We start from the raw sequence: 13905 nt of genomic DNA, 5'->3' as shown, positions 1-13905 counted from the left end.
ATGTATTGCATAATATATTAAATGAATACTCTAAAATTTTCTTAAATAATTTTGTTTTTCGTAATATAATTTTTATTAGCTTTGATATTCCACAACCAAAACAAATAATTAATATGAAAAAACAATTATCCATGATCGGAATGCTTCTTATTACGGGCATTTCTTTCGCGCAGACTGACCGTCTCTGGAGCGAAGGTTCAAAAAAAGCACCTTCAGACATTTTTGAAAACAAAACTTCAATCACTAATCCGAAGATTTACAGCTTGGATTTCGCAGGACTTAAAAATGCACTGGCAAGAGTTCCTAAGAAACTGGCTCCGGGAGAAAAATCAGAAACCATCATTTCTTTTCCTAATTCCGATGGAAAAATGGAAAACTTCAAAGTAAGAGAAAATTCCAACTTTGATCCTCAGCTTGCCGCGAAATATCCGGATATCAAATCTTACGTAGGCGAAGGCCTTAATGATCCTACTTCTACTGTTTACTTCAGTATTTCCCCTCTAGGTCTTTCTTCTATGGAAATTTACGGAAACAAATCCGCTGTTTTCATTGAGCCGTATACTAAAGATCTTTCTTCTTATGTAGTATACAAGAAATCTGACAAAAAAGACGATCTCAACAAATTTGAATGTACAGTTATTGACGTCGCTCAAAAAGGGGTAACCAATTCCAATATTGCTGCAAGACCTAATGCAGATGATGCTAAATTGAGAACATTCAGACTGGCTCTTTCCACCACCGGAGAATACACGGTGTATTTCGGAGGAACTAAAGCCAATGCGCTGGCTGCTATCAACAATACCATGACCCGCGTGAATGGTGTTTTTGAAAAAGACTTTGCCGCAAGAATGGTTCTGATCGCCAACAACGATGCTGTAATCTATACCAACGCTTCTACAGACCCTTATTCTGCCGCTTCAGGAATGAGCAGCTGGAATTCACAGCTTCAAAGTACCCTTACTTCCGTGATCGGGGAAGCCAATTATGACATCGGCCACTTATTCGGAGCTTCCGGTGGCGGAGGAAATGCAGGCTGTATAGGCTGTGTCTGTACCAACGGTTCAAAAGGAAGCGGATACACTTCTCCGGCAGATGCCATTCCTTCAGGGGATAATTTCGATATTGACTATGTAGCTCACGAAATGGGACATCAGTTTGGAGGAAATCACACCTTCTCTCATGGCAATGAAGGAACAGGAGTTAATATGGAGCCCGGTTCCGGATCAACCATTATGGGATATGCAGGAATTACCGGTCAGGACGTTCAGCCGCATTCCGATGCCTTCTTCCATGCAGTAAGTATCCAGCAGATCACCAACAATATTAAAGCGAAAACCTGCCCTGTAAGCACGGCAACTGGAAATGCCATTCCAACAGCGAATGCAGGTCTTGACTATACGATTCCAAAAGGAACGCCATTCATGCTTACCGGAACAGGAACGGATACCAACGGAGATTCGTTAACCTATATCTGGGAACAGATGGATAATGCTTCATCTTCTCAAACAGGAGCAAGCTCTGCGGCAAGTGCTACGAAAGCAACAGGACCTACTTTCAGGTCATGGACACCTACTGCTTCGCCTACAAGATATTTCCCGAGAATGGCATCCATATTAACCGGAGCAACCACTACTGCGGGTTCAGAAATCACTGTTGAAGCTCTATCCAATGTAGCCCGATCATTGAATTTCAGATTTACGGTACGCGATAACAGAGCCGGAGGTTCAGGAAATAATTCTGACGATACTCTGATTACCGTAAATGCCACAGCCGGACCATTCAGTGTATCTTCACAAAACACAGCTATATCTTATGCAGGAGGAAGCTCACAAACCGTTACCTGGAATGTAGCAGGAACTACTGCCAATAATGTGAATGCTGCGAATGTAGATATCCTTTGGTCAACAGACAGCGGAAATACATGGACTACCCTACTTGCAGGAACGCCTAACGATGGATCTCAAGCTGTAACAATTCCTAATTCATCAACTACCACCGGCAGAATTATGGTAAAAGGCTCCAATCACATTTTCTTTGATGTGAATAATGCCAATATTACTGTCAATGCAGGTTCAGGAACTGATACTGTAGCACCTACAGCGCCAACCCTTGCTGCTTCGGGAACTACTGCCACAACGACTAACCTGTCATGGAGCGGAGCTACCGACAACGTTGGCGTTACAGGATATGATGTCTATATGAACGGAGCAGCAATAGGCAGCACCGCATCTACTACATATACTGTAACAAGCCTTACTCCTGCAACTACTTACAGCTTTACTGTTAAATCTAAAGATGCTGCAGGAAATACATCTCCTTCCAGCAATACGGTAAGTGTTACAACTCTTTCAGGGGGTACGGTAACTTACTGTTCTGCTTCTGCTAACAATACGGCAGATGAAAGAATCGGAAATATAAAATTTGGAACCATCAACAATACTTCTACAGGAACTGCCGGATATGAAAACTTCACTTCTGTTTCTACCAATGTTACAAAAGGAAGCGCATATACCATTTCAGTAACTCCGGTGTGGACTTCTACTGTTTACAGCGAAGCTTACGCGGTTTATATTGATTACAACGGAGACGGAGACTTTACAGACAGCGGAGAGCTAGCCTGGTCTAAAACAGGTTCTACAACAACGCCTGTTACAGGAAGCATTACAATCCCTGCCACTGCTGTTACAGGATCTACCAGAATGAGAGTAATGATGCAGTACAGCTCTGTTCCTAGTTCTTCATGTGGTACATACACTTATGGCCAGGTTGAAGATTACACATTAAATATTGTTTCTTCAGGAAGAGGTGAGCTTTCCGATATCAAAGAACTGATCACTGATATCAAATTGTATCCTAACCCTGCAAAAGACCTATTGCACATTTCAAATACAACCTCTGAAGATTATAAGATCTTCGATATGGGCGGAAAACTAATCAGCTCAGGAAAACTAGAGCGAGGAAGTGTGAATGTAAGCAGCCTTATTAAAGGAGCTTATATGATCCAGGTAGGAGAATCATCCAAACGATTTATTAAAAACTAATAACCTCATACCTATTTATTCAATACTGCCTCATCCGGGGCAGTATTTTTTTTACTCCTTAATTTTCTTTCAATTGTATTTTTTTTCAGCAAAATAAAAAATGAATTATTATTTAATGTTAAAAGATAAAAGTTAATTAACGGCCGTCTAAAATATTCATAATGAGTGATTTTGTAAGTTGTTTATTCACTAGATTTGGAATAAACCAATTCTAAACATCCATATGAAAAAACAACTATTAATGAGTGGTATGCTTATGATTACAGGCATCACTTTCGCACAGACGGACCACTTATGGTCTCCTGCCTCACTTAAAAGATCAGCTGACGTATTTGAAAACAAAACAAGAATTAATGATCCGAAGATTTTCAGTCTTGATGTCAACGGATTAAAAAACGCATTATCTACAGCACCCAAAAGAAATCTAGAGGGAAAGAATTCAGGAATCATTATTTCCCTTCCTAATTCTGAAGGGAGAATGGAAAACTTTAAGGTTACGGAAAATTCAAATCTTGCCCCTGAACTTGCTGCGAAATATCCGGATATTAAATCATACATAGGCGAAAACGTAGAAGATCCAAGTTCTACGGTTTATTTCAGTGTTTCCCCGCTAGGTCTTTCTTCTATGGAAATTTACGGAAACAAATCCGCTGTTTTCATTGAGCCGTATACTAAAGATCTTTCTTCTTATGTAGTATACAAGAAATCTGATAAAAAAGACAATCTCAACACATTCGAATGTACAGTTATTGACGTCGCTCAAAAAGGGGTAACCAATTCCGATATGGCTGCAAGGCCCAATGCAGATGATGCTAAATTGAGAACGTTCAGGCTGGCTCTTTCCACTACCGGAGAATATACTGCTTATTTTGGAGGAACCAAAACCAATGCACTGGCAGCCATGAATAACACCATGACCCGCGTAAATGGTGTATTTGAAAAAGATATGGCTGTACGAATGGTTCTTATTGGGAATACAGATGCTTTGATATATACAAATGCTGCTTCGGATCCCTATTCAACAGTTACAAGCCCTTCTTCTCCTCCATCCTCATGGAATTCACAACTTCAAACCACCATCACTAATATCATTGGTGAAGCGAATTACGATGTCGGCCATTTATTTGGTGCTTCCGGAGGAGGTGGAAATTCAGGCTGTATTGGCTGTGTTTGTGAGAATGGTAAAGGAAGCGGAATTACATCTCCGGCCACAGGCAGCGTAAATTCTTCTCCTAATTTTCCACCTTCAGGCGATACTTTTGATATTGATTATGTTGCCCATGAGCTAGGACACCAGTTTGGAGGAAATCATACCTATTCTCATCGTAACGAACAAACAGGAGTTAATGTGGAACCGGGTTCCGGATCTACCATTATGGGGTATGCAGGAATTACAGCTCAGGATGTGCAGCCCCATTCAGATGCATTTTTCCACGCCGCCAGTATCCAGCAAATTACGGATAATGTTAAAACCAAAACATGCCCCGTTACAACTGCCACAGGAAATTCAATTCCTACAGCAAATGCAGGCCTTGATTATACAATTCCAAAGGGAACTCCATTCATGCTGAAAGGTACGGGAACAGATGCTAACGGAGATTCATTAACCTATATCTGGGAACAGATGGATAGCGCATCTGCTTCACAAACAGGAACAAGCTCAGGAGCAAGTGCCACGAAAACAACAGGCCCTACTTTCAGGTCATGGACCCCAACAACCTCTCCTGTAAGGTATTTCCCGAGAATGGAATCCATATTAACCGGAGCAACGACTACTGCAGGTTCAGAAATTACGGTAGAAGCTCTATCCAATGTAGCCCGATCATTGAATTTCAGATTTACAGTTCGTGATAACAGAGCGGGAGGTTCCGGAAATAATTCTGATGATGCAAAAATAATGGTAAATGGAACTGCCGGACCATTTAATATCACCACTCAAAATTCGGCAGTGACCTACACCGGAGGAACTTCTCAAACCGTAAGCTGGAATGTAGCAGGAACAACAACCAATGGAGTAAATGCAGCAAATGTTGATATACTTTGGTCAACAGACAGCGGAAATACATGGACTACCCTACTTGCAGCAACACCTAATGACGGATCTCAGACGGTAACCATTCCTAATGCAGCCACTACAACAGGAAGAATTATGGTGAAAGGGTCTAATCACATTTTCTTTGACGTGAACAATGCTAATATTAAAGTGAATGCCAGTGCAGCAAAAGCAGTTCAGGAAACGAAAGAAACGCATACAGATATCAAAGTATATCCTAACCCGGTAAAAGATATTCTGAATATTTCCAACACCACCTCTGAGGAGTATAAGATCTTCGATATGTCCGGCAAACTAATCACTTCAGGAAAACTGGAAAGAGGCAGCGTAAATGTAAGCAAATTGATCAAAGGAGCTTATGTAATTCAGGTAGGAGAATTTTCCAAAAGGTTTATTAAAAATTAATTGTATCTGCATATGATTGGAAAGGCCGTTCAGTATTGAGCGGTCTTTTTTTATAAATGATGATATGATAAATTTCCTTCAGAAGTCAAATAGTTCAGTATAAATGATTATTTGTCACTCAATCTAAATTGATTATTCATTTTAATTCATTCATAATATTTTATTTTAAAACATTTGCTATTTTTTGTTTTTTGATTTAAATTTATCCCTCAAAACTATTCTTCCGTAGTACCGTTGAATCCGTTTTAATTCAAAAAAAACTGAGACTGAATTGGTAAGTTTATCAGATCGGTAGCTATACTATAATTCAAAAACAGATTTTAAAAGAATAATAAAAATTTGATACAATTATTCTACAAAACCACAAATCTACTTCCATCATCAGGCTTTTTTTATCTCATTATAACTCCTGATCATAACAGGAGGAATAATTTACATACTTTCAGAAAAACTAAAAAACTAAAACCATTAAAACTTTTATTATGAAACATTTATTTAAGTACATTTTTCTATTTGTGACGGTCTTTTCTTCGCTGGCATGCAGCTCAGACAGAGAAGATGAAGTTAACAATTCCGGCGTCACCCACGTATTTTACAAAAGCGCTGATGAGCTTGCTTTAACCTATGATCCGGCTGGAACCGTAAGTCCAACCCTTAGAAGTCAGGTATTTGATTTATACAAACAAGGGAAATGGAGCGAACTGGAAGCATTGTTTAATGCTAATAAACTAAACGGCGGCTGGCCTCCTGCCAATGGCGGGTACAACATCTATGATGATGTTTCTTTTCAGGCCGGACAGAAATTCGACCGTTATAGTGGCGCTATCGGAAACTATGATGGGACAGGAATTCCTACGTTAGGAGGTAGTTTTACCAGCCCAATCATTAACGGATATGCCTATACTTTTACACAAAGAGCACTAAACCAGCCTGAAAACAAGTATGATTTTTATTATGAAATAGACGTTCTGAATAATTTACTTCCTTTCAAATCTCAGGTAGGCGACATTATTCCCTGGTTTAATCAGGCCGGTGGCGGTAAACAGACGATGTGGAAAATCCCTATTGATGTTGCAACAGGCTACCAGAAGACATGGAACAAACTGGCACAGGAAGGATATATAAAAATCACCATTAAAAGAAGTCCCAGCGGAAAATATAATAACTTAGCAGGCACCGTTATTCAGCAATAAATCAACTCAGATGTATCCGATATCAAAGAAAATACATATAGGCAGGCAGGCTTTTGTGGCAAAAAATTCTTTCAGCAATGATGAAATTACTCATTCTGCCACAACAGAATTCACCTGTTGCGATTGTGGTCGTAAAAATACCATAGAAATTACACCGTATCAATCAGGATTTCCGATTTTTCAGATGTATCATGAAAATAAAGTGGTATCCGGAAGTGAATTATTAAAGAACAAAATAGTCACTGAAACATCCAAAGGAATGATCCATTTTGGAGAATTAACGGTACAGGACTTACCTACCCTATATTTCGGAACACAATGCCAATCATGCTTTGCGAAGTATATATGTGTATTCGGATATGGCGAAAAACAGCCGGGATTAACTCTGTTACACATTTCCGGAGTCTGGAAATATGAGGAAGCAGAATAGAAGTAAATGTATTTTTCATCAAAAGGACGATTCTGAATTAAAAAAATCCGCAGTCTAAACTGTGGATTTTTTGTTCAGTTCAATCAAACTGGAGTTATTTAAACCGATATATATGCCGTCTGCATTATCAATTTCCAAAATCGTTTTCTATCTTTGCTGTAAATAATAAAATTCATGGATAAAATTGACAGTCTGAACCAAGTTGCAGAATTCCACACTACTTTTAAAGCCCCTATTTTAGATATCCCACAGATTCCTTCCCAGGAGAGATGCGACCTAAGAGTTGAACTTCTTCAGGAAGAGTTAAACGAATTAAAACAGGCTATTGCCGATAATAATATTGTAGAAATTGCTGATGCTCTTTGCGATCTTCAGTATGTTTTAAGCGGTGCGGTACTGGAATTCGGACTTGGCAATAAATTTGTAGAGCTATTCAACGAAGTACAGCGTTCCAATATGTCTAAAGCTTGCGACAATGAAGAACAGGCGGAAGAAACTGTAGCTTTCTATAAGGAAAAAGAGGTTGAATCTTTTTATGAAAAATCAGGAGAAAAATTCAATGTGTACAGAAAGGCAGACCATAAAGTTCTGAAAAATAAGTACTACTCTCCTGCTGATTTAAAAACCATTATCGAAAAATAATATGAAGAAATTTATTACCCAGATTGTTGCCGTTTCAGGCCTGTTTTTGGCTTCTCAGCAGCTCAGTGCCCAAAAAGTGGTAATGAACCGTGAAGTAGAAACTCAGAATGACGGTAAAATGCTTTTAGGGAATCAGTTGAAAGACCAGTTCCTGAAAGCGCCTTATGCAGACTGGTACGTGAAGGAACATGATGAATATGCTATAGACCAGAAAGCAATCAGTGAATTAAGAAAAGCCAAATTCAACACCTATTCCCTTGTTGTTTTTATGGGAACCTGGTGCGAAGACAGCCACAGGGACTTTCCAAGGCTGATGAAAATTCTGGAGGAACTGAAATATTCGGATAATAAACTGTCTATCATTGCTGTGAACCGTAAAAAAGAATCTCCTACAGGAGACGAAGTACGCTATAATATCCAGAAAGTTCCTACCATTATCGTAGAAAAATACGGTAAGGAGGTCGGAAGAATCATAGAAATGCCAACGTCAGGTTGTATAGAAAGAGATCTGGTTGAGATCCTGAAAAAAGATGACAGCTCTGTAATCAAAGAAATTTTTAGCAAATAACATTGAGAAATTATAAAGTAATTATATCATTCGCAGCGGGAATTCTCGTTATGCTGATCCTTTTTTTCGGACTTAAATCCTGTTTAAATCTGGGTGGAAAAACAGAAAAATCGGATTACTATATTCTGACTAACCAAATCTCCAAAATGAATAAAATGGTGGTTCTGGAGCAGAATATTTCCAGCATGCAGAAAACTAAAATGGGCTATGAAATGTTTGGAAAAGAAGTTTCAAACAACAGTATTATTACGTATACCAAAACCAATGCACAGGTTTCCTATGATCTTAACAAAATGAAGATTGAAGTAGACTCCATCAAGAAAAAGCTGGTGATTACGGAACTTCCTGATGCAGATATAAGAATTACGCCAAGCGTTGAAATTCAGTCGCTGGATGATTCTTTTTTCAATAGAATTTCAGAAAAGGACATTAAAAATGTGACTCAGAAAGCGAAAGAAAGTGCTATAAATTCTGTTAATCAGAATCAATTGAGAACAGAAGGACGCAAACAATTAATGGAAAATCTTAATAATATTTTCGTTTTGGCAAAAGCTTTGAATTATACCATAGAAGATGAGACCGGCAAGCTCGGTGTTTTAGGACTCTAAAAATATAAAGCTATGGATTCAAAAGACAACAAAAAGAAAGAATCTGCCAATTCAGCAGAAACGAAAAAGCAAAATCAGGATTTTCAGAATATTCCTGCTTCCTCAGAAAAAAGCAATCCGCCTGATATAGATAAAGAAGATATTCAGAAATCTTCAAAAAACAAGTCGGGGAAAACGGATAATACCAAAAAATAAAACCAAAAGGTTCTGCTTCATATGACGCGGAACCTTTTTTATTGGACCGTCTTTCAACCATAAAAGGCACTTTAATTTGGCTATGGTGGCTTCGAGTGCCTCAGCCACCAATGGGAAGGTTCCAAAGCTTTTGAAACTTAAATGCTTAAAATAATTTTTTACGCAGATTTTTCGGGTGATGCAGATTTTTTCTAAAATATTGGACCGTTGCTTAAAAAATCTTTGATTTTTAAAAAGACTTATGCGTACTCTCTTTCCGCATTTTGCTTAACTTCAAAATAGGTAAAGTGTAAAAACTTTTGTGCCTTTTGTGGTTAAAAAAATGTTCTTTGTCACAAACCATGCAATTTCAAAAAACAGAAAAGTCCCGCTCAAATGAACGGAACCTTTCCTACTATCTATCTATTTATACGGACTGCTTAGTTGGTTGTTTATACGATCGTAGATTTTCCGATCTTTATATTTTCAAAATTGTAATAGGATTTTTCAGAATATTTAATGTAATCGGCAATAAAGCTTCCCACTTCACTGGTTGAATAATGCTGCTCCGAGTTAAGATCTACCGTGACATATCTATTTTCAATAGCATGTTCCACCGCTCTTTTTAACTTTTCTGCGGCTTCCGGAAGTTCCAGATAATCAAGCATCATAGCGGTACTTAAAATCGAAGCTACAGGATTGGCAATTCCTTTCCCTTTGGCCTGCGGATAAGAACCATGAATCGGTTCAAACAGGGCATTTTCCTCTCCTACTGACGCAGATGGAAGAAGCCCGATAGACCCTCCGATCACACTGGCCTCGTCAGAGATAATATCCCCGAACATATTTTCTGTTAAAATAACATCAAACTGCTTAGGATTAAGAACCAGCTGCATAGCGGCATTGTCTACAAAAATATAATCCAGCTGCACATCAGGATATTGAGGAGCAATTTTCTGACAGATTTTTCGCCAAAGCCTTGATGTATCCAAAACATTCGCTTTATCAATCAGGGTAAGCTTCTTTTTTCTTTTTTCAGCTTCTTTAAAAGCCATGTGAGCGATGGGAATAATATCTTCAGTACTGTATTTACAGACATCATAAGCATATTTCCCATCCGGATCTGTAAATTTCTCACCAAAATAAATTCCGCTCACCAATTCTCTGAAAATCTGGATATCCGTTCCCTCAATGATATCCCTTTTCAAAGGACTTTTGTCTATAAGTGAAGCATAGGTTTTCAGAGGTCTGATATTGGCATACAGCCCCAATTCTTTGCGAAGCTTTAAAAGTCCCTGCTCCGGTCTTACTTTCGCATCAGGATTATTGTCGAAAATCGGATCTCCGATGGCTCCGAAGAGAACGGCATCAGACTCTTTACATATTTTCAGGGTTTCATCCGGCAAAGGATTGCCTGTTTTAAAAATAGCCTCCGCTCCCATTAGTCCGTAGGAAAACTGAAACTTGCACTGAAATACTTCAGCTACAGCTTCCAATACTTTAATACTTTCATTCACGACTTCCGGACCGATTCCGTCTCCGGGAAGAACGGCTATTTTAAAATAACTGTTGCTCATACTTTTGTGTTTTTAGTTCAAACTGTTTTATCGCCTGTTTTTTGCTGATTAGAAAATCAATATCGTCATAGCCGTTAAGCAGGCATATTTTTTTATAAGAATCGAGTTCAAATGTTTCGGTTTTTCCATTAAAACTGATGGACTGCTGCTCTACATCTACAGCTATTTCCGCTTCAGGATTTTCTGTGATCCCTTTTAAAATATCTTTCAGAAACGCTTCGGACACTTTTACAGGAAGAAGTCCATTGTTCAGGGCATTTCCTTTAAAAATATCAGCAAAATAGCTTGAAATAATCACTTTAAAGCCATAGTCGGTTAAAGACCAGGCGGCATGTTCCCTGCTGCTTCCGCAACCAAAATTGTTTCCGGCTACTAAAATTTCACCGCTATATCCAGGGTTATTCAACACAAATTCAGCATTGGGTTCTCCGGTATGGATATTAAATCGCCAGTCTCTGAAAAGATTTTCTCCAAAGCCCTTTCTGTCAATACTTTTTAGGAATCTGGCAGGAATAATCTGGTCTGTATCTATATTTTCGGCAGGCAATGGTACTGCGCGGGATTGTATAAGTGTTAATTTTTGCATGGGTAGTCTGATCTTTTAGTTTAAGCTTTCAAAAGCTGAAATTTTTCCTTCAATTGCTGCTTTTGCAGCTGTAAGCGGGCTGGCAAGAATTGTTCTGGCTCCCTGTCCCTGTCTTCCTTCAAAATTTCTGTTGGATGTGGAAACACAATATTCTCCTTCCGGAATTTTATCATCATTCATCGCAAGGCACGCTGAACAGCCGGGCTGACGGATCTGAAATCCTGCATCACTGAAAATCTTGTCCAGACCTTCTTCGTAGATCTGTTTCACAACCTGCTGTGAACCGGGAACAATCAGTGCGTTCACTGTGTCGGATTTACTTTTTCCTTTAATATACTGAGCGGCAGAACGGAAATCTTCTATTCTGGCATTGGTACAGCTTCCGATAAAAACGTGATGTACTTTAATTCCTGAAACTTCCTGTCCGGCTTTCAATCCCATATACTGAAGGGCTTTTTCTTCAGATTCATTCTGCGGAACCGGTATGGCTTCATGAATGGAAATTCCCATTCCCGGGTTGGTACCATAAGTAATCATTGGAAAAATTTCCGATGCATCAAAGCTTAATTCTTTATCAAAAATAGCTCCTTCATCAGTTTTCAGGGTTTTCCAGTAAGTAGATTTCTCTGTCCATTCTTCCCCTTTCGGAGCAAAAGTTTTTCCTTTTACATATTCAAAAGTGGTTTCATCCGGTGCGATCATTCCGCCTCTGGCTCCCATTTCAATGCTCATATTGCAAACCGTCATTCTCCCTTCCATAGACATTTCTTCAAAAACATTTCCGGCGTACTCGCAGAAATATCCTGTTCCGCCATCGGTTCCGATTTTGGAAATAATATAAAGGATCACATCTTTGGGCTGAACATTCTCATTAAGAACTCCGTTTACTGTAATCCTCATGGATTTAGGCTTATTAAGCAACAGACACTGGCTTGCAAAAACCTGTGCAACCTGGCTGGTTCCTATCCCAAAAGCAATAGCACCAAAAGCACCGTGGGTAGAAGTATGACTGTCTCCGCATACAATGCTCATTCCCGGCTGGGTAATTCCCAATTCAGGAGCGATGATATGCACGATTCCCTGATACTGATGTCCCAATCCAAAAAGTTCAATATTGTTTTTATTGCAGTTTTCTGTCAGCTGTTCTACCTGATTTCTTGATAGTTCATCTCTGATCGGCTGTTCCTGATTGAGTGTCGGAACATTATGATCTGCAGTTGCTACAATTTGCTTTGGTCTGAAAATCTCCAGATTCCTTGCTTCAAGTTCTGCGAAAGCCTGAGGGCTGGTCACTTCATGAATCAGGTGCTTATCTATATAAATAATTTGAGGTCCATCCGGAACGGTTTCTACAACATGAGCGTCCCAGACTTTGTCAAAAAGTGTTTTTTTACTATTGTCCATATTCAATTTGCCTTGATTTTACAGTCAGTTACTATCCTATTTTTCGGCTGCAGATCTCCATAATTCTATACAGATCATCATTTTTCACCTCCTTTTTCATATCCGCAACTTTCAAAAATTCCTGATACAGGAAATCAAGCTCACTTTTGGTAATATCATAACCGATATGTTTAAACCTGTATGCCAAAGCAGATCTTCCGCTTCTTGCAGTAAGAATGATGGATGAAGCATTAACTCCCACTTCTTCAGGATCTATAATTTCGTAAGTTTCCCTGTTTTTAATCACCCCATCCTGATGAATTCCTGAGCTGTGTGCAAAAGCATTGGCCCCGACAATCGCTTTATTAGGCTGAACCGGCATTCCCATCAGATCCGAAACCATAAAACTCATCTCATTAAGCATTTTTGAATTGATATCGGTATGAAAGTTTAAGTCTTTATGCTGTTTTAAAATCATGACGACTTCTTCCAGTGCTGTGTTTCCTGCTCTTTCTCCTAATCCGTTGATTGTACATTCAATCTGACGCGCTCCGTTGATCGCTCCGGCAATAGAGTTGGCTGTAGCCAATCCCAGATCATTGTGGCAATGGCAAGACAGGATAGCTTTTTCAATCCCTTTGACATTTTCACGAAGATATCTTATCTTTTCCCCATATTCTTCAGGAAGGCAGTAGCCTGTAGTATCAGGGATATTTAAAACGGTAGCTCCGGCCTTAATGACTTCTTCGCAGACTCTTGCCAGATAAGCATTATCCGTTCTTCCGGCATCTTCTGCATAAAATTCTACATCTTCAACATATCTTTTTGCATATTTTACGGCTTCAGTGGCACGTTCGATAATATCTTCCCTTGTGGAATTGAATTTATATTGAATGTGAGAATCCGAAGTTCCGATTCCTGTATGAATGCGGGGTCTTTTTGCATGTCTCAATGCTTCGGCAGCTGCATCTATATCTTTTCTGTTAGCTCTTGTGAGTCCGCAAACTTTTGCATTTTTCACCAGTTTTGAAATTTCCGAAACAGATTCAAAATCTCCGGGACTTGAAATGGGAAAACCCGCTTCAATTACGTCAATCCCTAGCTTATCAAGCCTTTCGGCGATTATGAGTTTTTGATGAGTATTCAGTTTACATCCGGGAACCTGTTCCCCATCTCTCAGCGTGGTATCAAAAATTTCAATTTTTTCGGAATTCATAATGAAGTTTTTTACTTAATTTTGATCAA

12 protein-coding genes are annotated in these 13905 nt (G+C 39.0%); 8 read left to right on the top strand and 4 right to left on the bottom strand.

Features of this window, described 5'->3' with window-relative positions; genetic code table 11:
• Positions 1-113: 113 nt before the first annotated feature.
• The 8 genes from ACM46_RS12870 (at position 114) to ACM46_RS12835 (ending at position 9135) form a co-directional block, all read left to right on the top strand.
• Positions 114-3041 carry a reprolysin-like metallopeptidase gene (locus tag ACM46_RS12870; protein WP_048507021.1) on the top strand — a complete coding sequence of 976 codons (2928 nt, stop codon included), beginning with the start codon at positions 114-116 and terminating at the stop codon, positions 3039-3041.
• 223 nt (positions 3042-3264) lie between these two features.
• Positions 3265-5499 (top strand): reprolysin-like metallopeptidase, encoded by a 2235-nt coding sequence (locus ACM46_RS12865; protein ID WP_048507020.1) that lies wholly within the window; start codon positions 3265-3267, stop codon positions 5497-5499.
• A 482-nt stretch (positions 5500-5981) separates the two neighbouring features.
• Complete coding sequence (locus tag ACM46_RS12860) at positions 5982-6692, top strand: glycohydrolase toxin TNT-related protein (RefSeq protein WP_048507019.1); 711 nt, start codon at positions 5982-5984, stop codon at positions 6690-6692.
• A gap of 10 nt (positions 6693-6702) precedes the next feature.
• Positions 6703-7122: a hypothetical protein gene (locus ACM46_RS12855; RefSeq protein ID WP_048507018.1), complete on the top strand. Its 420-nt coding sequence runs from the start codon at positions 6703-6705 to the stop codon at positions 7120-7122.
• Between the two features lie 174 nt (positions 7123-7296).
• Positions 7297-7764: a pyrophosphohydrolase domain-containing protein gene (locus tag ACM46_RS12850; protein WP_048507017.1), complete on the top strand. Its 468-nt coding sequence runs from the start codon at positions 7297-7299 to the stop codon at positions 7762-7764.
• A 1-nt stretch (position 7765) separates the two neighbouring features.
• The gene (locus ACM46_RS12845) at positions 7766-8332 is read left to right on the top strand and encodes a TlpA family protein disulfide reductase (RefSeq protein ID WP_048507016.1); all 567 of its coding nucleotides are present in this window, start codon (positions 7766-7768) and stop codon (positions 8330-8332) included.
• A 2-nt stretch (positions 8333-8334) separates the two neighbouring features.
• On the top strand, positions 8335-8940 hold the full coding sequence (locus tag ACM46_RS12840; RefSeq protein ID WP_048507015.1) for a DUF4230 domain-containing protein: 606 nt from the start codon (positions 8335-8337) through the stop codon (positions 8938-8940).
• Between the two features lie 12 nt (positions 8941-8952).
• Positions 8953-9135 (top strand): hypothetical protein, encoded by a 183-nt coding sequence (locus ACM46_RS12835; protein ID WP_048507014.1) that lies wholly within the window; start codon positions 8953-8955, stop codon positions 9133-9135.
• Between the two features lie 431 nt (positions 9136-9566).
• Here ACM46_RS12835 and leuB read toward each other — a convergent pair whose 3' ends face one another.
• From leuB to ACM46_RS12815, 4 genes are read right to left on the bottom strand one after another with little or no spacing between them, the layout of a single operon-like run.
• A complete protein-coding gene (gene leuB, locus ACM46_RS12830) occupies positions 9567-10691 on the bottom strand; it encodes a 3-isopropylmalate dehydrogenase (RefSeq protein WP_048507013.1) in 1125 nt (374 codons plus the stop codon).
• Positions 10672-11277, bottom strand: a complete 606-nt coding sequence (gene leuD / locus ACM46_RS12825; RefSeq protein WP_048507012.1) for a 3-isopropylmalate dehydratase small subunit — start codon at positions 11275-11277, stop codon at positions 10672-10674. The genes leuB and leuD overlap by 20 nt, the downstream gene beginning before the upstream one ends.
• A 15-nt stretch (positions 11278-11292) precedes the next feature.
• Positions 11293-12681 carry a 3-isopropylmalate dehydratase large subunit gene (gene leuC / locus ACM46_RS12820; RefSeq protein ID WP_048507011.1) on the bottom strand — a complete coding sequence of 463 codons (1389 nt, stop codon included), beginning with the start codon at positions 12679-12681 and terminating at the stop codon, positions 11293-11295.
• A gap of 31 nt (positions 12682-12712) precedes the next feature.
• Positions 12713-13876, bottom strand: coding sequence for a 2-isopropylmalate synthase (locus ACM46_RS12815; protein ID WP_083997400.1), 1164 nt, complete (start codon positions 13874-13876; stop codon positions 12713-12715).
• Positions 13877-13905: the final 29 nt, after the last annotated feature.

It is taken from the genome of Chryseobacterium angstadtii (assembly GCF_001045465.1).
Taxonomy (GTDB): Bacteria; Bacteroidota; Bacteroidia; order Flavobacteriales; family Weeksellaceae; genus Chryseobacterium; species Chryseobacterium angstadtii.
Note: the sequence above shows the minus strand (reverse complement) of the source record. Positions and strands in the feature narration are given on the sequence as shown.